This is a genomic window from Actinophytocola sp. (genome assembly GCF_036555685.1).
Taxonomy (GTDB): Bacteria; Actinomycetota; Actinomycetes; order Mycobacteriales; family Pseudonocardiaceae; genus Actinophytocola.
This window is the reverse complement of the sequence record NZ_DATBKY010000285.1, coordinates 43772-62754: the sequence shown is the minus strand read 5'-3', so window position 1 is coordinate 62754 and position 18983 is coordinate 43772. Positions and strand designations below refer to the sequence as shown.

Annotated in this window: 16 protein-coding genes; 8 read left to right on the top strand and 8 right to left on the bottom strand. The window is 71.2% G+C overall.

The genetic code is table 11. The features are described from left to right. Positions 1–473 precede the first annotated feature (473 nt). Both VH969_RS28905 and VH969_RS28900 read right to left on the bottom strand, forming a co-directional pair. Positions 474–1817 carry a glutamine synthetase family protein gene (locus tag VH969_RS28905; protein ID WP_331979927.1) on the bottom strand — a complete coding sequence of 448 codons (1344 nt, stop codon included), beginning with the start codon at positions 1815–1817 and terminating at the stop codon, positions 474–476. A gap of 23 nt (positions 1818–1840) precedes the next feature. Then, positions 1841–3100 carry an MFS transporter gene (locus VH969_RS28900; protein ID WP_331979925.1) on the bottom strand — a complete coding sequence of 420 codons (1260 nt, stop codon included), beginning with the start codon at positions 3098–3100 and terminating at the stop codon, positions 1841–1843. A 190-nt stretch (positions 3101–3290) separates the two neighbouring features. Between VH969_RS28900 and VH969_RS28895 the strand changes: the two genes are divergently transcribed. Genes VH969_RS28895 through VH969_RS28885 form a run of 3 tightly spaced genes read left to right on the top strand, consistent with a single transcriptional unit; the run spans position 3291 to position 6528 of the window. Next, the gene (locus VH969_RS28895) at positions 3291–4256 is read left to right on the top strand and encodes a GlxA family transcriptional regulator (RefSeq protein WP_331979921.1); all 966 of its coding nucleotides are present in this window, start codon (positions 3291–3293) and stop codon (positions 4254–4256) included. 47 nt (positions 4257–4303) lie between these two features. Beyond that, positions 4304–5017 (top strand): LppX_LprAFG lipoprotein, encoded by a 714-nt coding sequence (locus tag VH969_RS28890; RefSeq protein ID WP_331979919.1) that lies wholly within the window; start codon positions 4304–4306, stop codon positions 5015–5017. Further along, entirely contained in the window at positions 5014–6528 is a 1515-nt protein-coding gene (locus VH969_RS28885) for an MFS transporter (protein ID WP_331979917.1), read from the top strand. Before VH969_RS28890 ends, VH969_RS28885 begins: the two co-directional genes overlap by 4 nt. A gap of 4 nt (positions 6529–6532) precedes the next feature. Here the strand turns inward: VH969_RS28885 and VH969_RS28880 are convergent, their stop codons facing one another. Further along, on the bottom strand, positions 6533–8086 hold the full coding sequence (locus VH969_RS28880; RefSeq protein ID WP_331979941.1) for an alpha/beta hydrolase: 1554 nt from the start codon (positions 8084–8086) through the stop codon (positions 6533–6535). Positions 8087–8253: 167 nt separating this feature from the next. Here VH969_RS28880 and secA2 point away from each other — a divergent pair, with 167 nt between their 5' ends. Together secA2 and VH969_RS28870 are read left to right on the top strand one after the other, a co-directional pair. After that, a complete protein-coding gene (gene secA2 / locus VH969_RS28875; protein WP_331979939.1) occupies positions 8254–10581 on the top strand; it encodes an accessory Sec system translocase SecA2 in 2328 nt (775 codons plus the stop codon). Positions 10582–10919: 338 nt separating this feature from the next. Continuing rightward, positions 10920–12623: an NAD+ synthase gene (locus tag VH969_RS28870; RefSeq protein ID WP_331979915.1), complete on the top strand. Its 1704-nt coding sequence runs from the start codon at positions 10920–10922 to the stop codon at positions 12621–12623. A gap of 3 nt (positions 12624–12626) precedes the next feature. Here the strand turns inward: VH969_RS28870 and VH969_RS28865 are convergent, their stop codons facing one another. Continuing rightward, positions 12627–13268 carry a DUF4232 domain-containing protein gene (locus VH969_RS28865; RefSeq protein WP_331979913.1) on the bottom strand — a complete coding sequence of 214 codons (642 nt, stop codon included), beginning with the start codon at positions 13266–13268 and terminating at the stop codon, positions 12627–12629. 256 nt (positions 13269–13524) lie between these two features. Between VH969_RS28865 and panB the strand changes: the two genes are divergently transcribed. After that, positions 13525–14403 (top strand): 3-methyl-2-oxobutanoate hydroxymethyltransferase, encoded by an 879-nt coding sequence (gene panB, locus VH969_RS28860; RefSeq protein WP_331979911.1) that lies wholly within the window; start codon positions 13525–13527, stop codon positions 14401–14403. A gap of 147 nt (positions 14404–14550) precedes the next feature. Continuing rightward, the gene (locus VH969_RS28855) at positions 14551–15174 is read left to right on the top strand and encodes a dihydrofolate reductase family protein (RefSeq protein ID WP_331979909.1); all 624 of its coding nucleotides are present in this window, start codon (positions 14551–14553) and stop codon (positions 15172–15174) included. 7 nt (positions 15175–15181) lie between these two features. On the opposite strand, the gene VH969_RS28850 is transcribed toward VH969_RS28855, so the two are convergent. Further along, entirely contained in the window at positions 15182–16108 is a 927-nt protein-coding gene (locus VH969_RS28850; RefSeq protein WP_331979907.1) for a glutathione S-transferase family protein, read from the bottom strand. Between the two features lie 79 nt (positions 16109–16187). Between VH969_RS28850 and pip the strand changes: the two genes are divergently transcribed. Further along, positions 16188–17141: a prolyl aminopeptidase gene (gene pip / locus VH969_RS28845; protein ID WP_331979905.1), complete on the top strand. Its 954-nt coding sequence runs from the start codon at positions 16188–16190 to the stop codon at positions 17139–17141. 15 nt (positions 17142–17156) lie between these two features. Here pip and VH969_RS28840 read toward each other — a convergent pair whose 3' ends face one another. Genes VH969_RS28840 through npdG form a run of 3 tightly spaced genes read right to left on the bottom strand, consistent with a single transcriptional unit; the run spans position 17157 to position 18974 of the window. Continuing rightward, positions 17157–17918: a helical backbone metal receptor gene (locus VH969_RS28840; RefSeq protein ID WP_331979903.1), complete on the bottom strand. Its 762-nt coding sequence runs from the start codon at positions 17916–17918 to the stop codon at positions 17157–17159. Then, the gene (locus tag VH969_RS28835) at positions 17905–18306 is read right to left on the bottom strand and encodes a DUF4326 domain-containing protein (RefSeq protein ID WP_331979901.1); all 402 of its coding nucleotides are present in this window, start codon (positions 18304–18306) and stop codon (positions 17905–17907) included. Before VH969_RS28835 ends, VH969_RS28840 begins: the two co-directional genes overlap by 14 nt. Continuing rightward, entirely contained in the window at positions 18306–18974 is a 669-nt protein-coding gene (gene npdG / locus VH969_RS28830) for an NADPH-dependent F420 reductase (protein ID WP_331979937.1), read from the bottom strand. Before npdG ends, VH969_RS28835 begins: the two co-directional genes overlap by 1 nt. Positions 18975–18983: the final 9 nt, after the last annotated feature.

Here is an 18983-nt window from a genome sequence, read left to right as displayed (position 1 = left end):
TCCTGAGCCAGGATCAAACTCTCCAACAATGCATCAAGAGAGAAAACATCCCAGCAAACCTGAACCACAAAAGCCCAGGCACAAGCTCACTAGCATCATATTCGGCACACTGTTGAGTTCTCAAACAACACACGCACACCCGTCACGAACCGAATGAACGGAACGATCAGAAGGGCGTCTGCTTGGTTTCCTGCTTTGGTTGGATCCGTCACTCCCTACTTGGGAGGCCGGCACGGCCTCGCTTGGGAGGAGAACCGGATCCTGCGCCGCAACACGTTAGTTGGTCCGCTTCGCGATGTCAACTCGCTCGGCCCAGCTCCTTGCCGGCCACTGAAGTGTATCAGGGGCTTCGGCGGTCGCGCCGTCCGGGTCTGGTTCGCTACTTCCTCGCCCGTCCGTCGCGTCGTGCGACGTGGAGAAAGTTAGCGACCGCGTCCCCACAAAGTCAAATCGGCTGGTCAGCGGCGTGTTTTCTACAGGAGCGGGAGCAGCGTGCGGAGCTCGTACGGCGTCACCGAGCGCCGGTAGGCGTCCCATTCGTTCCGCTTGTTCCGGAGGAAGAAGTCGAACACGTGCTCGCCGAGCGTCTCGGCGAGCAGCTCCGAGCTCTCCATCTCCGCGAGCGCCTCGCCCAGGTTCTGCGGCAGGTGCGCGTACCCGGCGGCACGGCGCTCGGCGTCGGTGAGCGACCAGACGTCGTCCTCGGCGGCCGGCGGCAGCTCGTACTCCTCGCGGATCCCCTTGAGACCGGCGGCCAGGATCACCGCGTACGCGAGGTAGGGGTTGCAGGCCGTGTCCAGGCTCCGGATCTCCACCCGCCGGGAGGACGCCTTACCCGGTGAGTACATGGGCACGCGGACCAGGGCGGACCGGTTCGCGTGACCCCAGCAGACCGCGGACGGGGCTTCACCGCCCACGATCAGGCGCTTGTAGGAGTTGACCCACTGGTTGGTCACCGCGGAGATCTCCCGCGCGTGCTTCAGCAGGCCCGCGACGAACGCCTTGCCGACGGTCGAGAGCTCATACGGGTCCTCGCCCTCGTAGAAGGCGTTCCGGTCGCCCTCGAACAGGCTGACGTGCGTGTGCATGCCGGAACCGGGCTGGTCGGAGAACGGCTTGGGCATGAACGTGGCCCGCACGCCCTGGGTGAGCGCGACCTCCTTGACCACGTACCGGAACGTCATGACGTTGTCGGCCATGGTCAGGGCGTCCGCGTAGCGCAGGTCGATCTCCTGCTGGCCCGGCGCGCCCTCGTGGTGGCTGAACTCGACGGAGATGCCCATCGCCTCGAGCGTCTCGATGGCGTGCCGGCGAAAGTGCGTGGCCTTCGCGTGGCTCGCCTGGTCGAAGTACCCGCCGTTGTCGGCCGGGACCGGCTCACGGCCGTCGTCGAAGGTGTCCGACAGCAGGAAGAACTCGATCTCGGGGTGCACGTAGCAGGTGAACCCGGACTCGCTGGCCTTGGCGAGCGCGCGGCGCAGCACGTGGCGCGGGTCAGCCCACGACGGTGAGCCGTCCGGCATCGCGATGTCGCAGAACATCCGCGCCGCGTAGTGGTGGCCCTCGGGGTTCTCCCACGGCAGGACCTGGAACGTCGCCGGGTCGGGGCGGGCGACCATGTCCGACTCGTAGACGCGGGCGAAGCCCTCGATCGCGGAGCCGTCGAAGCCGATGCCCTCCGCGAAGGCGCCCTCCAGCTCGGCGGGTGCGACGGCCACCGACTTGAGAAAGCCCAGCACATCGGTGAACCAGAGGCGCACGAACCGGATGTCGCGCTCCTCGAGGGTGCGCAGCACGAACTCCTGCTGTCGATCCATGGCGGCAGCCTAGGTAGATCGTGTTAACGCCGTGTTTCAACCCTGCTCGGATCCCGGATCGGACGAATCGAGAGCGACAGCAGGGCCGCTGCGACGCACAGCCCGCCCGCGATGAACCACGCCAGGTCGTAGCTGCCCCGCACGTCGCGGACCGCGCCGGCGCCCACCGCGGCGAGCGCGGCGCCGACCTGGTGCGAGGCGAAGACCCAGCCGAACACGACCGGCCCGGCGTCGCCGAACCTGTTGCGGCACAAGGCGACCGTCGGCGGGACGGTGGCGATCCAGTCCAGGCCGTAGAAGATGATGAAGACCCACATGCTCGGCTGCGTGTCCGGTGCGAACAGCGCGGGCAGGACCATCAGCGACAGGCCGCGCAGCGTGTAGTAGCCGCCGAGCAGCACGCGCGGGTCGAGCCGGTCGGTCAGCCAGCCGGAGAGGATCGTGCCGGCCACGTCGAAGATGCCGACCAGCGCGAGCAGTGACGCGGCGGTCGTGTGCGGCATGCCGTGGTCGTGCGCCGCGGCGACGAAGTGGGTGCCGACCAGGCCGTTCGTCGACGCGCCACAGATCGCGAAGCCACCCGCGAGCAGCCAGAACGTCCGCGTCCGGGCGGCCTCGCGGAGCACCCGCACGGCCCGCGCGGCACTGCTGCCCGTGACCACGAGCGGCACGCTCGTCCCGGTCGCGCCCAGCGCCGTGGTGCCGACGTCGCTCGGGTCGTCGCGCAGGAACGCGAGCACCAGCGGGACGACCGCGAGCGCCGCGCCGGCCACGACGAGGGCCGGCACGCGCCAGCCCTGCGCGGTGGCCAGCGCCGCGACCAGCGGCAGGAAGATGAGCTGGCCGGTGGCGCCCGCGGCGGTGAGGATGCCGCTGACGAGGCCGCGGTGGCGGACGAACCAGCGGCCGGTGACCGTGGCGACGAACGCCATCGACATCGAGCCGGTGCCCACGCCGACCAGCACGCCCCAGCACAACAGCAGCTGCCAGCTCGCGGTCATGAACACCGTGAGCCCGCTGCCCGCGGCGACCAGGACGAGCGCGCCGGCGACCACGCGGCGCATGCCGAGCCGGTCCATCAGCGCCGCCGCGAACGGTGAGATCACCCCGAACAGCACGAGGTTGATCGAGACCGCGGCCGAGATCGTGGTGCGCGACCAGCCGAACTCCTCGTGCAGCGGGTCGATCAGCACGCTCGGCACCGCGCGGAAGCCGGCCGCGCCGATCAGCGTGATGAACGAGACCGCCGCGACGAGCCAGGCCCAGTGCAACTGTCCCGTCACCCCGGAATTCACCCTTGTGGTCACGTTGGTCAGTCCGTCCGTCTTGGTGCGCACTTGTGGCTGGTTCGCGTCCCGTTCCCCTTAGGTGCGGTTGGCAGCCCCGCAAATCGTGCGTGTCGCGTCCTAGCGTCAGCGATGGGGTCGCCCGATGGCGAGTGGCCAGATCGCCAATATGTGTAAGAATCCGGCCATGGCCAGTCCGCATCGCATCGCCGTGCTCGCGCTGGACGTCGTCATCGGCTACGACCTCGTGATCCCGCCGACGATCTTCCGGGAAGCCGCCGGCGCCAATGGCGATCCGGTGTACGACGTGCGAGTCTGCGGGCTCGACAAATCACCCATTCGCGTGCTCGCGGGGTACACGATCGTGCCGGACCACGGCGCGGAGATCCTCGCCGAGGCGGACACGGTGATCATCCCGGGTACGAAGATCGCCGGGCCGCGGTTCGAGGGCACGCTGCCCGGCGAGCTCGCCGCGGCGCTCGCGACCATCCGGCCGGACGCGCGGATCATGTCGATCTGCACGGGCGCGTTCGTGCTCGCCGCGGCGGGGCTGCTCGACGGGCGGCCGGCGACCACGCACTGGGCGCACGCGGAGAAGTTCCGCGAGCTTTACCCCAAGGTGGAGCTGGATGAGGACGTGCTGTTCGTCGACGACGGCGACGTGCTGACCTCGGCCGGGCTCGGCGCGGGCGTGGACCTGTGCCTGCACGTCGTGCGCGCCGACCACGGCAGCGACGTGGCCAACCGGGTCGCGCGCTACTGCGTGGTGCCGCCGTGGCGGGAGGGCGGCCAGTCGCAGTTCATCGACCGGCACGTGCCCGAGAGCGGTGCCGACGGGACCTCGCCGACCAGGGCGTGGGCGCTGCGCCGGCTGCACGAGCCGCTCGACCTCGCCTCGCTCGCGGGGCACGCCCGGATGAGCGTGCGCACGTTCTCCCGGCGGTTCCGCGCGGAGACCGGGCAGTCGCCGGGCACCTGGCTGACCCAGCAGCGGGTTCGCCACGCCATGCACCTGCTGGAGTCGACCGACCTGGCCGTCGACGCGGTCGCCGCGCGGTCGGGCCTGGGTACCGGCGCGTCACTGCGCCAGCACATGCGCGCCACGCACGGTGTCTCCCCGCTCGCCTACCGGAAGACCTTCCGGGCAAGCTGACTGCGATTCGGACAAGGCGGAGCCGCTCTCAGCATGACGGTTCTACGATGCGCGGCATGGTCATGCGCCGCTTCCTGGTCGCCCTGCTCGCATTTCTCGCGACGGCCCTGTCCGCGTGCACGTCGGACGAGGGCGGCGCGGAGGGCAGCTCGTTACCGGACGCGAAGGGGCTGCTCCAGGACGCGGCGAAGTCCACGGCGGACATCAAGAGCGCCCACTTCACGCTCACGGTCAACGGCAAGGTGCCGGGCCTGGACGTGCAGAGCGCCGAGGGCGACCTGACCCGCGAGGGCGGCAAGTCCGGCGCGGCGCAGGGCACCGTGAAGATGACGTTGTTCGGCAGCCTGTTCGAGGGCGAGTTCGTGATCGTGGGGGACAAGGCGTACATCAAGGGCCCGACCGGTGGCTTCCAGGAGCTGCCCGCGTCGCTGATCGCGAGCCTGTACGACCCGGCGGCGATCCTCGACCCGGACCGCGGCATCGCGAACGTGCTCTCGAACGTCCAGGACCCCAACACCGAGGCCGAGGAGGACGTCGCCGGCGTCCCGACCTACCGCGTGAAGGGCAGGGCGGCCAAGGACGTCGTCGCCGACCTCGTGCCGGGCGTCGACTCCGATGTGGACATCACGTTCTGGCTCAAGCGCGACGGTGACCACCAGCCGGTGAAGGCGAGCGTCGCGGTGCCGGTGGACGGCTCGCCCACCGTGGACGTCACGCTGTCCGATGTGGACAAGCCGGTCGACATCACGGCGCCGCAGTGACCCCATCCGTCTCGGCCCCCTCCCCCGTGCTGCGCGGGCGGGCGATCGCCATCGGGGCGGGCGGACTCGCGGTCCTTCTGGGCGCGCTGGACACCTACGTCGTGGTCAGCCTGCTGCGCCAGGTCATCGACGACCTGCAGATCCCGGTGAACCGGCTGGAGCGGATCACGCCGGTCGTCACCGGCTACCTGCTGGGCTACGTCGCCGCGATGCCGCTGCTCGGGCAGGCGTCGGATCGGTTCGGCCGCAAGCTGCTGCTGCAGGCGTGCCTGGCGGGCTTCCTCGCCGGCTCGGTCGTCACCGCGGTGTCCGGCGACCTGTTCCTGCTGGTGACCGGCCGGGTGATCCAGGGCGTGGCGAGCGGCGCGCTGCTGCCGGTGACGATGGCGCTGGTCGCGGACCTGTGGGCGGAGCACCGCCGTTCGGCCGTGCTCGGCGCTGTCGGGGCGGCGCAGGAGCTCGGCTCGGTACTCGGCCCGCTGTACGGGATCGCGATCGCCGCGGTGGCCGGGTGGCGCGGGGTCTTCTGGGTGAACGTGCCGCTGGCGCTGCTGGCGATGGCGGCGGTGCAGTTCACGGTGCCGGCCCGGCGGGTGCCGCGCGCGCCCGTGGACGTCGTCGGCGCAGCGCTGCTCGCCGTGTGCCTGGGGCTCGCGGTGGTGGGGCTGTACAACCCGTCGCCGCGCGAGACCGTGCTGCCGCCGTGGGGCGTGCCGCTGCTCGCGGCCGCGCTGGTCGTGCTCGTGGCGTTCGTGGTGTGGGAGTACCGGGCGCGCACGCGGCTGATCGACACGCGCGGGGTGGCGCTGCGGCCGTTCCTCGCGTGCCTGGGGGCCAGCCTCGCGGCCGGGGCGGCGCTGATGGTCACGCTGGTGAACGTGGACCTGTTCGCGCAGACGCTGCTGGGGCGTGACGACCGCGGCAGCGTGCTGCTGCTCGTGCGGTTCCTGGTGGCGCTGCCCGTGGGTGCGCTGCTCGGCGGCTGGCTGGCGGCACGGTTCGGCGACCGGTGGCCGGCCGTCGGTGGCCTGCTCGTGGCGGCGCTGGGGTTCCTGCTGATCTCGGGCTGGCCGGTGGACGTGCTCACGGCGCGCCACTCGTTCGGGTTGTTCTCGCTGCCGCGGCTCGACGTCGACCTCGCGGTCACGGGCCTGGGGCTGGGCCTCGTGATCGCTCCCCTGTCGGCCGCGGCGCTGCGCGTGGTGCCGGCGGCGCAGCACGGGGTCGCGGCCGCGGGCGTGGTGGTCGCGCGGATGACCGGCATGCTGGTCGGCGTGGCCGCGCTGGCGGCATGGGGCCTGCACCGGTTCCACACGCTGACGGCGTCGCTGAACACCCCGCTGCCGTTCGGCAAGTCGCCGGCGGAGGCGGCGCGCGAGGTGGCCGCCTACCGGGCGGCGGTGAACGACGCGCTGCTGACCCAGTACACGGAGATCTTCCTGATCACGTCGTTCGTCTGCGTCGCGGGTGCGGTGGTGGCCCTGTTGATCGGCGGCCGACGTACCGGCTGACCCGCTACGGCTCGCAGCGGGTGCCTTCCTTCGGCAGCCGCAGGTCGATCAGGTACTTCGCGCCCGCGTCGTCGACGCAGCTGTTGCCCTGCAGGAAGATCGTGTGCTGGGTGGCCTCGTAGGTCAGCAGGCCGCCCTTCAGCGCCTTCGCGAGGGCCACGCCCGCCTGGTACGGCGTCGCCGGGTCGTTGGTCGTCGAGATGACCAGGACCGGGGGCACGCCCTCGACCTTCGGCACGTGCGGCTTGGAAGTCTCCGGCACCGGCCAGAACGCGCACGCGTCGCGCGCCGTGCCCGGTGGGTTGCCGTCGTCGAGGAACGGGGCCGCCTTCTTGTACCGGGTGTTCAGGTCCTTGATCTGCTTCGGGTCGGTGATGCGCGGGTCGTCGACGCAGTGGATCGCGGTGAAGGCGTCCTGCGTAGTCGTGTACGTGCCGTCCTGGCCGCGTTCCAGGTACAGGTCCGCGAGGAACATGAGCGTGCGGCCCTGCTGGTTGCGCAGCTCGTTCAGCCCGGTGTTCAGGTTCTCCCACAGCTGCTGGGAGTACAGCGCCTGCACGACGCCGGTCGTCGCGTCCTCATAGGACAGCGGGCGGCCGTCGACGTCGACCGGGTGCTCGGCGAGCGGGCGGATCAGGTCGGAGAACTTGCCCTGCGCGGCGTCCTTGTCGCTGCCGAGCGCGCAGTCGTCGCGCTTGACGCACCACGCCACGAAGTCGCCGAACGCCTTCTCGAATCCGGCGCCCTGCGCGACCGTGGAGTCGATCTGGTTCTGCGTCGGGTCGACGGCCCCGTCGAGGACGAGCGCGCGCACGTTCTTCGGGAACGCCTCGGCGTACGCGCTGCCGATCCGGGTGCCGTAGGAGAACCCGACGTAGGTCAGCTTGTCGTCACCGAGGGCGGAGCGCAGCACGTCCATGTCCTTGACGACGTCGCGCGTGCCGATGTTCTCGAGCATCTCCTTGCCGTACCTGGTGCGCTCCACGCACTTCCCGGCGTAGTCCTTCGCCTGCCGCTCGACCTTCGCGGTGCCGTCCGGCGACGTGTCGAGCTCGCTGTCGTCGGCGCGCTCGGCGTCGGTCTCCTCGTCGGTCAGGCACTCGATCGTGGGCTCGCTCGAGCCGACCCCGCGCGGGTCGAAGCCGACGAAGTCGAACCGGGCCGCCAGATCCTCGTTGGCCTTGGCGGTCGAGACCGCGGTCGACAGGCCGGCCACGCCCGGGCCACCCGGGTTGACCAGCAGCGAGCCGATCCGCTCGGACCGCGAGGTGGCCGGCTTGCGCAGCACGCCGACGCGGATCGTCGGCCCGCCCGGGTCCGCGTAGTCCAACGGAACCGTGAGATGCGTGCACTGAACGGACTTGTCGGACAGCGGCTCGGCGTCGTAGTCGCCGGTCGCGTACTTCTTGCAGCCTTCCCAGGTCAGCTTCTGTCCGTAGAACTCGTCCAGCCCGTCCGGCACGGCCCCGGCGGGGCCCTTGGTCTCGGCGAACGGCAGTCTTGGCCCCGACGTTCCCGCCACCGTCGACGTGCAGCCCGCCGCGAGGGCGACGAGCATGAGAACGGCAGCGAACCGGCGGGATGTGGTCACGGGCCCGATCCTCCCATCGGGGTGTGAATAGGCTGTTGGGTTGGTTGGAACCATTCAGGTCGGTTCCACCGTTACCGTCAGGGCAGTACAGGTAATCGGGACAGCGAGGAGGTGAGCGTCGGGTGGCGGCGTTCATGCGGCGCGTCAAGGACCGGTTCAGCCGGTTCCTGGATCGTCCGGCCACCGTCGACATCTCCCACTACAAGGAGCTGCTCAAGTCCGTCGAGTGGCGCGAGGAGAAGGTCGGCAAGCTGTCCGACTCCGAGCTCACCGCGGCGGCGGCGAAGCTGCGCGAGGCCGACCCGTTCGGCGAGAAGGAGCTGGCCGAGCTGTGTGCGCTCGGCCGGGAGGCGGCGGTGCGGGCGCTGGACGAGCGGCCCTACGACGTGCAGCTGCTCGGCGCGATGGAGCTGCTGGCCGGGCACGTGGTGCAGATGGCGACCGGTGAGGGCAAGACGCTCGCGGGCGCGCTGGCCGCGGCCGGGTACGCGCTGCAGGGCCGGCCGGTGCACGTGATGTCGGTGAACGACTACCTGGCCCGCCGCGACGCGGAGTGGATGGGCCCGGTCTACGAGCTGCTCGGCGTCTCGGTCGGCTGGGTCGGCCAGACCTCCACGCAGGAGGAGCGCCACGCGGCGTACGCGAAGGACGTCACGTACGGGTCGGTCAGCGAGATCGGCTTCGACGTGCTGCGCGACCGGCTGTGCACGGACGTCGCGGACATGGTCGGCCGGGACCCGGACGTGGTGCTGGTCGACGAGGCGGACTCGGTGCTCATCGACGAGGCCAAGGTGCCGCTGGTGCTCGCGGGCTCGGCGGAGGACACGCAGGCCGACCCGGAGGTCGCCAAGATCGTCCGCACGCTGCGGCCCGGTGCGCACTACGAACGGGACGAGGACGGCCGCAACGCCTGGCTCACCGCGCGCGGCGCGAAGATCGTGGAGAAGGCGCTCGGCGGGGTCGACCTGTACTCGGGCGAGCACAGCGACCGGCTCGCCGCGGTCAACGCCGCGCTGCACGCACACGCGCTGCTCGAGCGCGACGTCGACTACATCGTCCGGGACGGCAAGGTCCATCTGATCAACTCCTCGCGCGGGCGGATCGCGTTGCGCCAGCGGTGGCCCGACGGGCTGCAGGCGGCGGTCGAGGCCAAGGAGCGGCTGCGGCCGACGGAAAGCGGCGAGGTCCTGGACTCGATCAGCGTGCAGGGCCTGATCAGCCGGTACCGGACGGTGTGCGGGATGACCGGCACGGCGTCGGCGGTGGCCGAGCAGCTGCGTGAGTTCTACGAGCTGCGGGTCGCGGTGATCCCGCCGAACAAGCCGTGCGTCCGCGAGGACGAGGCGGACCGGATCTACGACACGGTCGAGCACAAGGAGAAGGCGATCGTCGCCGAGATCGCCTCGACGCACGCCACGGGGCGGCCGATCCTGATCGGCACCGCCGACGTGGCGGAGTCCGAGCGGCTGGCGAAGATGCTCGCCGAGGCCGACGTGCAGTGCGTGGTGCTGAACGCGAAGAACGACGCGCAGGAGGCGGCGATCGTCGCGGAGGCCGGCGCGCACGGTGCGGTCACCGTGTCGACGCAGATGGCCGGGCGCGGCACCGACATCCGGCTGGGCGGCACGGACACGCCGGAGGACCACGACAAGGTCGCCTCGCTGGGCGGGTTGCTGGTCATCGGGACCGGGCGGTACCAGTCGTCGCGGCTGGACGACCAGCTGCGCGGGCGGTCGGGGCGGCAGGGCGACCCGGGCGGGTCGGTCATGTTCGCGTCGCTCGCCGACGACCAGGTCGTGCAGTACGCGCCGGACGCCACCGCGGGCGACAAGCCGGACGACGACGGCCGGCTCGCGGACCCGACGACGCAGCGGTTCGTCGACCACGCGCAGAAGGTCTCCGAGGGCGTGCAGCTGGAGATCCACCGCAACACGTGGCGGTACACGCGGCTGATCGAGCACCAGCGGAAGGTGCTGCTGGAGTACCGCGACGAGCTGCTGCGGACCGACCTGGCGGCGACCGAGATGGCGGCCGTGGCGTCGGAGCGCTGGTCGGAGCTGGCGGAGTCGCACGACGACGACGTGCTCGAGCGGGCCGCGCGGCAGATCATGCTGTTCCACCTGGACCAGCGGTGGACCGAGCACCTGGCGTTCCTGGCGGACGTGCGCGAGTCGATCCACCTGCGCGCGCTCGCGAAGGAGACCCCGATCGACGAGTTCCACCGCACCGCGATCCCGGAGTTCCGCAAGATCTCCGACGAGATAGCGGAGCGGTCGGCGAAGACGCTCAAGACGGTGGAGATCACCGCCTCGGGCGCGAACCTCGAAGCGGAGGGCCTGCGCCGCCCATCGGCGACGTGGACGTACATGGTCCACGACAACCCCTTCGACACCGACGCGGAGCAGGCACTGCAGCGTGTCCGCGCCATGATCAAGAAGGTGCGGGGCGGCGCCCGCCGCTGACCGTCTCGCCACACTTCCACGAGCGTCCGGGTCCGCGAGCGGCCGGCCGCGCCGTGGATGCGAATGCAAACGCGCCGGCGTAGAGGTGTCCGCGTCGCCCTGGGGGACCCCTGGTTTCAGGCTATCCGGGAGGTCCGACGGAATCGGGCCGGCGGCCGTGGGCTGTGGACAACCGGACCGGTTGTGGACAGCTCGCGGATTCTCCGGTCGTCCGGTCGCGGGCGGATCCGGGTCGCGGGTGAGTTCGTCGCGGGTCGTAGCCGGGCGTCGGACGGGTATCCCAGCGGGACAAGTCATACTTTTCGCCTTGGGGGCGAAAACTGTGCGAGGATGGTGGTATGGCTCAACTGCGCATCGCGTTGGCACAGGTCAATGCCACTGTCGGGGATCTCGACGGGAACTCGGCGCTGGTCGCCGAGTGGACCCGCCGCGCGCACGAGGCCGGCGCGCACCTGGTCGTCTTCCCCGAGATGGTGCTCACCGGCTACCCCGTCGAGGACCTCGCCCTGCGGGAGTCCTTCGCAGCGGCGTCCAAGCAGGCGCTGACCACGCTCGCCGCCCAGCTGGCCGAGTCCGGTTGCGGCGACGTCGCGAGCGTCGTGAGCTACCTCGACCGCGACGAGGCCGGGCCCCGCGACGCGGTCGCCGTCCTGCACGGCGGCAGGGTCGTCGCCACGCAGTTCAAGCACCACCTGCCCAACTACGGCGTCTTCGACGAGCGCCGCTACTTCAAGCCCGGCCAGACGCTCGACATCCTGCGCATCCACGGCGCCGAGGTCGGCATGGTCATCTGCGAGGACATCTGGCAGGAGGGCGGTCCGATCTCCGCGCTGGGCGAGGCCGGCGTGGACCTCGTCGTCTCCCCCAACGCCTCCCCCTACGAGCGCGACAAGGACGACGTCCGCCTGCCGCTCGTCGCCCGGCGCGCGGCCGAGGCCGGCGCCCCGCTCGTCTACGTCAACTCCGTCGGCGGGCAGGACGACCTCGTCTTCGACGGCGACTCGATGGTCGTCGCCGCGGACGGGACGCTGCTGACCCGCCTGCCCCAGTTCGTCGAGCACCTCGCGGTCGTCGACCTCGACCTGCCCGCCGGCGCCACCCGCGACGAGGGCCCCATCGGCGAGTTCACCGTCACCCGCCGGACGCTGCACGACGAGCCGCTGCCCGCCTACGAGCCGCTGCGCATACCGGAACCGGCCGAGCCACTGTCCGAGCTCGCCGAGGTCTGGTCCGCACTGGTCCTGGGCCTGCGCGACTACGTGCGCAAGAACGGCTTCCGGTCGGTCGTGCTCGGCCTCTCCGGCGGGATCGACTCCGCGGTCTGCGCGGCGCTCGCGATCGACGCGCTCGGCGCGGACAACGTGCACGGCGTCTCGATGCCGTCGGTCTACTCCTCCGAGCACTCGAAGTCCGACGCGCAGGACCTTGCCGAGCGGACCGGCCTGCACTACCAGGTGCAGCCGATCGCGGACATGGTCGCGACCTTCACCGCCCAGCTCGGGCTGACCGGCCTCGCCGAGGAGAACGTCCAGGCCCGCTGCCGCGGCGTCACGCTCATGGGCCTGTCCAACCAGCACGGCCACCTCGTGCTCGCGACCGGCAACAAGACCGAGCTCGCGGTCGGCTACTCCACGATCTACGGGGACGCGGTCGGCGGGTTCGCGCCGATCAAGGACGTGCCGAAGACGCTGGTCTGGGAGCTCGCCCGGTGGCGCAACGAGCAGGGCGACGCCCCGATCCCGGAGAACTCGATCAGCAAGCCGCCGTCCGCGGAGCTGCGGCCCGGCCAGGTCGACACCGACTCGCTGCCCGACTACCCGCTGCTCGACCGCGTCCTGGACGACTACGTCGAGGGCGACCGGGGCTACGGCGACCTGGTCGCCGCCGGCTTCGCGCCGGAGCTGATCGACCGCGTGCTGCGGATGGTCGACGCCGCCGAGTACAAGCGGCGGCAGTACCCGCCCGGCACCAAGATCACCTTCCGGGCGTTCGGGCGGGACCGCCGGCTGCCGATCACCAACGCGTGGCGCGAGGGCAAGTGAGCGTCAGCGGACGCTGGCGGCCCACGGGCTGACCTGCATCTCCTCGCCGCACAGCGGTGGCATGGAGTCGAAGTCCTCGGGCGGCGCGACCTCGAGCTCCTGCGAGTCGCCGGGCAGCAGCACGCCGGCCGAGGTCGGCGACGGGCAATGGCCGGAGGCGGTGTCCTCGGGCGCGGACCCGTAGTGGACGTGCATCTCGGCACTCTCCCCCGGCCCGACCACGACCGGGTCGTCGGCCGGACCGTCGCCCTCCGGCGCCTTCTGGTCGCGCTCGATCGGCGCGCCGGTCTCGGCGTAGAAGTGCAGGCCGCTCGTGCCCTCGAGCCGGCAGGTGTCGGTGCTGACGTTGGTCACGTAGAGCGTGGTGTCCCACGACTCCTGCCCGGGCGGCTGGTCGCCGACGGCCAGCTCGGGCTCGACGTCCAGCCGCGTGCACGGCCGCGGTCCGGCGCCCTGCTCACCGTCGGGCCGCTCGACGACGACCACGGTGGCGGTGGCCGGTTCCCCCGAGCTCGCGGGCGGCTGCGCGCTCCCGGACGTGCTCGGCGGCGCGCTCGCCTCCGGCCGCAGCCCGCACCCGGCGAGCACGAGCATCGCGCCAGCTGTGACCAGCACCGATGCCGCTATCCGCGTCTTGGTGTCCATGCCGGTTCCCTCATCCCTGTCGGTGTCTCCGCACCCGGGATGACGGTCCGGGCGCGACGCAGTTGCCCGCCCCGGACCGCGCTGCACGGACGATCAAGCCGCGTGCACAGAAGCGCTCGAATCGGGATCGCGCGACCGTGTGAAGCTCGTCGCAGCGCGGTGTATACACGCTCGCTTGGTGCGACGCTGGGGTCGTAACCATCCACGAACACCCGGGGACCCGCGTACGCGGGCCTCGAGGGAAGGACGGTCGACAATGACGTCAGCAGACACCGCTGGTCCGGGCGGCGAGGTGGCGGCCCCGTACGGCACCGGGCCGAGTGCGGCGCCCAAGCCCGCGAAGCGGGTGCGCATCCATCATCTGCGGGAGCTGAAGGAGCGCGGCGAGCCGTGGCCCATGCTCACCGCGTACGACATGTACACCGCCGAGCTGTTCGACGAGGCCGGGATCCCGGTGCTGCTGGTCGGCGACTCCGCGTCGAACAACGTCTATGGCTACGAGTCCTCGCTGCCGGTCACCCTGGACGAGATGGTGCCGCTGGTCCGCGCGGTGACCCGCTCGGTCAAGCGGGCGCTCGTGGTTGCCGACCTGCCGTTCGGGTCCTACCAGCTCTCCCCGGAGCAGGCGCTCGCCACATCGGTCCGGATGATGAAGGAGGGCCACGCGCACGCGGTGAAGCTCGAGGGCGGGCGGGCCTTCGCGCCGCACGTCAAGGCCATCACCACGGCCGGCGTGCCGGTCATGGGGCACATCGGGTTCACCCCGCAGAGCGAGCACAACCTGGGTGGCTACCGGGTGCAGGGCCGCGGCGACGCGGGCGACGACCTCGTCGAGGACGCGCACGCGCTCGAGGAGGCCGGTGCGTTCTCGGTCGTCATGGAGATGGTGCCGGCCGAGGTGGCCAAGCGGATCACCCACGAGCTGCGCATCCCGACGATCGGCATCGGTGCCGGCCCGGACTGCGACGCGCAGGTGCTGGTCTGGCAGGACATGATGGGCCTGCGGCGGGGCAAGGCGCCGCGGTTCGTCAAGCGCTACGCCGACCTCGCGGGCGTGATGGCGGGTGCGGTCGAGCAGTTCGCCGCCGAGGTCCGCGGCCACCAGTTCCCCGGTCCGGAGCACGTCTTCCACTGAGCCGGAACCCGAGTCGAAACCTGACTCGAGAACCACGATCGGCCGCCCCCGCCAGCGGGGCGGCCCGATTTTCTCCGGCGGTCTGTCGATCCGGCGCCGCGCCGACCGACGCGTGGGCAGGAACCGAACGACACCGGAGGAGAACTCATGAGCACGATCGTGGTCGACACCTTCCTGACCCTGGACGGCGTGATGCAGGCACCGGGCGGCCAGGAGGAGGACCCGGAGAGCGGCTTCACCCACGGCGGCTGGCAGGGCCAGTTCTTCGATGACGAGACCGGCGAGTTCGTCGGCAAGGGGATCGCGAAGACCGAGGGTTTGCTGCTCGGCCGCAAGACCTACGACATCTTCGCCGGGTTCTGGCCGCACGTTCCCGACGACCACCCGGACGCGCAGATCGCCCGCAAGTTCGACGCGATCCCGAAGTACGTGGCCTCGCGGACGCTGAAGTCCGTGGAGTGGCAGAACTCCATGCTGCTCGGTGACGACGTGCCGGGCGCGGTGGTGAAGCTGAAGGAGCAGCCGGGCGGCGAGATCCACGTCATCGGCAGCGGTGACCTCGCGCAGACGCTGATCCGGCACGGCCTGGTCGACGAGTACCGGTTGATCATCTACCCCCTGGTGCTGGGTACCGGCAAGCGGCTGTTCGCCGACGGCGTGGTGCCGACCGGACTCGAGCTCGTCGAGTCGCACGCCACTCCCGGCGGCGCGGTCATCTGCGTGTACCGGCCGGGTGGCAAGCTCACGTACTCGTCGATGGCGGACCGCTGACGCGGGCTCAGCCGCGGCCGTGCGGCTCGGACCAGCCCGACAGGTCCGGGCCGCGCGGCACGATCCGCGTCGGGTTGATCGCCTCGTGGGTGGCGTAGTAGTGGCGCTTGATGTGGTCGAAGTCGACGGTCTCGCCGAAGCCGGGCGTCTGGAACAGGTCGCGGGCATAGGCCCAGAGGACCGGCATCTCGGTCAGCTTGTTCCGGTTGCATTTGAAGTGGCCGTGGTAGACGGCATCGAAGCGGACCAGCGTGGTGAACAGGCGGACGTCGGCCTCGGTGATCCGGTCGCCGACGAGGTAGCGCTGGTTCGCCAGGCGCTCGGCGAGCCGGTCCAGCTCGGCGAACAGCGCGTCGTATGCCGCGTCGTAGGCCTCCTGGCCGCGCGCGAACCCGGCCCGGTAGACGCCGTTGTTGACGTTGCGGAAGACCGGCTCGATGACGGCGTCGATCTCCTGGCGCAGCGCCTCCGGATACAGGTCGGGCGCGCCCGGGCCGTGGAACGCGCGCCACTCGGTGGACAGGTCCAGCGTGATCTGCGGGTAGTCGTTGGTCACCACCCGGCCGGACTCGACGTCCAGGACGGCCGGCACGGTCACCCGGCCCCCGTAGCCGGGGTCGGTCGCGAGGTAGGCCTCGGCCAGGTAGCCGATGCCGAGCACCGGGTCGCGATCGCCCTCGTCGAGGGTGAACCGCCAGCCCTTGTCGTCGCGGATCGGGTCGACGACGGCCAGCGAGATGGCGTCTTCGAGCCCGAGCAGCCCGCGCACGATGATCGAGCGGTGCGCCCACGGGCAGGCGCGGCTCACGACCAGCCGGTACCGGCCGGGCTCCGCCTTCCACCCGGACGAGCCGTCGGCGGTGATCCGGTCGGTGAACCGGTTCGGCTGGCGGACGAACTCGCCGCGCTTCGAGGTCACCTTGCCGAACCGCACCAACCCGCCTCCGTCACGGTCCCCTGAGGTCACCTTAGTCCGCACCACACCTCGCACGAGGATCCGCGAAACTGTGCCCATGCGCTTCCTGTACCCGCCGGTGGACCCGCACGCGTCGGGCATGCTCGGAGTCGGTGACGGCCACCGGATCTACTGGGAGGTCAGCGGGAACCCGGATGGCAAGCCGGTGGTGTTCCTGCACGGCGGCCCGGGCAGCGGCAGCTCGCCCCTGCAGCGGCGCCTGTTCGACCCGGCCGCGTACCGGATCGTCCTGTTCGACCAGCGCGGCTGCGGCCGGAGCACGCCGTCGGTCGTCGACCCGGACGCGGACTTGTCCGCCAACACGACGTGGCATCTGGTCGCGGACATGGAGGCGTTGCGGGCGCACCTGGAGATCGACCGCTGGCAGCTGTTCGGCGGCTCGTGGGGCGCGACGCTGGCGATGGCGTACGCGCAGCGGTACCCGGACAGGGTGAGCGAGATCGTGCTGCGCGGGGTGTTCCTGCTGCGGGAGCGGGAGCTGGACTGGATGTACCGGGGCGGCGCGGGTCATCTGTTCCCCGAGGCCTGGGCGTCTTTCGTGTCGTTGGTGCCCTCCGGTGATCCGCTGGCGGGCTATCACCGGCTGGTGAACGACCCGGACCCGGCGGTGCGCGCCCGGGCCGCGGCGGCGTGGAGCAACTGGGAGGGCGCGACGGTGTCGCTCGTGCCGGACCCGAACCTGGTGGCGACCTACGCGGACCCGGCCTTCGCGGTGCCGTTCGCGCGGATCGCGTTGCACTACTTCGTGCACGGCGGGTGGCTGGAACCCGATCAGCTCGTTCGGGACGCGGGCAAGCTGGCCGGGATCCCGGGACGGATCGTGCAGGGGCGGTACGACGCCGTTTGCCCGCCGGTCACGGCTTGGGACCTGCATCAGGCTTGGCCGGACTCGACGCTGCAGCTGCTGCCGCATGCCGGTCATGCGGTGACCGATCGTGGAGTCCTGGATGCCCTGATGGATGCGACAGATGAGTTCCGCGATCGACGCTAGCTTGCCCGCCTGTGGTCAGTCCTTCCCGGCCAGCGCGTCCGACAGTGCCGCGTGAGCGTCCACAAGAGACGGTCCGCACCAGGTCAGGTGCCTGCCGGAACAGAGCACGTACCTCTTGCCGGGAAATGCCTCCGGGCCGTCGTCCTCCGTGAACTCGTACGGCTCGTCCGGGAGGACGACCACGTCGAAGTCCTTGGCGCGCAAGGCTTCCAGCTTCGGTCTTGGATAGCGGTCCGCGTGGTCGGCGTAGGCGTTGGTCACCCCCAGCCGCCGCAGGAGATCGCCCGCGAAGGTGTCCCTGCCCACGACCACCCAGGGGCGGCGCCACACCGGGACGATCGCCGTCAGGTGGCTGGGTGGCACCTCGCGCCACAGCTCTTCCGACTCCACCAGCCACGACGGCTCGGGGATGTCCAGGCCCTGGGTCAGCAGGCGGCGCACCGAACCCAGCCCCTCCGGCACGGTCGCGGCCGCCTCGGTCACCCACACCGGGATTCCGTCCGCGCGGACGCGTTCCACGTCCTCCGGGCGGTTCTCCTCCGCGTTCGCCACGACCAGGTCCGGGCGCAGCGACAACACGTCCTCGACGCGTGGGTACTTCGAGCCGCCCACCCGGGGCACGTCGAGGCCCGGCGGATGGGTGCAGTAGTCAGTCGCGCCGACGACGAGGCCCGGGCGGCTGGCCTCGATCGCCTCGGTGAGCGACGGGACCAGGCTGACCACCGTCCGCGGCGGGCCGGTCAGCGGGACCGGCTCGCCCAGGTCATCGACGTGCATCCGCGGCCAGCTCCGCCAGCACGTCCCCGTGGCACGGCTCCGGCGCGCACCAGCAGCCCAGCGCCCGGCCGGTCAGCTCACCGGCCCGCAGCCGCTCCATCAGCCCCGTCCGGGATGGCAGCCACTCGCGGTACCGGCGCACCATCTCCGGGCGGTTCCCGCGCAGGCCGACGAACGGGTTGCCCCAGTCCGACGCCGGCCACGAATGCCGCCGGCCCGCGCGGCCGATGTAGGTGAGCAGGCCGGCCTCGACCAGCCACGGCACCAGATGCTTGTGCGGGCCGCCCTTGCGCACGTTGACCACGATCGTCTCGCCGCCGAGCACGATCTCCGCCAGCTCGCGTTCGTCCTCGGTCCAGGTGTCCGCACCCGGCGGCAAGGCTTCCATCACAGGTCCGTGATCCGGACCCCGGCGTGTGCCTTGTACCGCCGGTTGATCGCGATCAGGTTCGCGGTCAGCGCCTCGACCTGGTGTGCGTTGCGCAGGCGGCCGCCGTAGATCCCGCGCATGCCGGGGATCGCGTCGGCGAGTGCGCGCACGACGTCCGTCGCCTCGCGGTCGTCGCCCAGTACGAGCACGTCGGTGGCCATCTCGGCGATCGACAGGTCCGCCAGGTGCACCGCCGACACGTGGTGGAACGCCGCCGTCACGCGGGACTCCGGCAGCAGCTTCTCCGCCTGCTGCGCCGCGCTCCCCTCCGCGACCGGCAGCGCGAACGGGCCCTGCTTGTCGAAGCCCAGCGGGTTGACGCAGTCGATCACGATCTTGCCGACGAGCTCGTCGCGCAGCGACTCCAGCAGTGCGGCGTGCCCCTCCCACGGCACCGCGACCAGCACGACGTCGGCGGCCGCCGCGGCGTCCCTGTTGTCCAGCCCACGGCACCGCACGTCGCCCGCCAGCGCGCGCACCTCCGCGGCCGCGGCCTCGCCGCGCTCGGCGCTGCGCGAGCCCAGCACCACGTCGATGCCCGCCCGCGCCCAGCGCAACGCCAGCCCGCGGCCCTGCGGGCCGGTCCCGCCGAAGACACCAACGGTCAGTTCGGTCACGTCGGTCACGTCGGTCAC

Bases quoted from the DNA above. Each gene is read 5' to 3' on its own strand.
- VH969_RS28895 (WP_331979921.1), top strand. From the start codon at position 3,291: ATGGCCAGTCCGCATCGCATCGCCGTGCTCGCGCTGGACGTCGTCATC.
- secA2 (WP_331979939.1), top strand. From the start codon at position 8,254: ATGCGGCGCGTCAAGGACCGGTTCAGCCGGTTCCTGGATCGTCCGGCC.
- VH969_RS28890 (WP_331979919.1), top strand. From the start codon at position 4,304: ATGCGCGGCATGGTCATGCGCCGCTTCCTGGTCGCCCTGCTCGCATTT.
- pip (WP_331979905.1), top strand. From the start codon at position 16,188: ATGCGCTTCCTGTACCCGCCGGTGGACCCGCACGCGTCGGGCATGCTC.
- VH969_RS28905 (WP_331979927.1), bottom strand. From the start codon at position 1,817: ATGGATCGACAGCAGGAGTTCGTGCTGCGCACCCTCGAGGAGCGCGAC.
- VH969_RS28870 (WP_331979915.1), top strand. From the start codon at position 10,920: ATGGCTCAACTGCGCATCGCGTTGGCACAGGTCAATGCCACTGTCGGG.
- VH969_RS28865 (WP_331979913.1), bottom strand. From the start codon at position 13,268: ATGGACACCAAGACGCGGATAGCGGCATCGGTGCTGGTCACAGCTGGC.
- VH969_RS28855 (WP_331979909.1), top strand. From the start codon at position 14,551: ATGAGCACGATCGTGGTCGACACCTTCCTGACCCTGGACGGCGTGATG.
- VH969_RS28835 (WP_331979901.1), bottom strand. From the start codon at position 18,306: ATGGAAGCCTTGCCGCCGGGTGCGGACACCTGGACCGAGGACGAACGC.
- VH969_RS28880 (WP_331979941.1), bottom strand. From the start codon at position 8,086: ATGCTCGTCGCCCTCGCGGCGGGCTGCACGTCGACGGTGGCGGGAACG.
- VH969_RS28840 (WP_331979903.1), bottom strand. From the start codon at position 17,918: ATGCACGTCGATGACCTGGGCGAGCCGGTCCCGCTGACCGGCCCGCCG.
- panB (WP_331979911.1), top strand. From the start codon at position 13,525: ATGACGTCAGCAGACACCGCTGGTCCGGGCGGCGAGGTGGCGGCCCCG.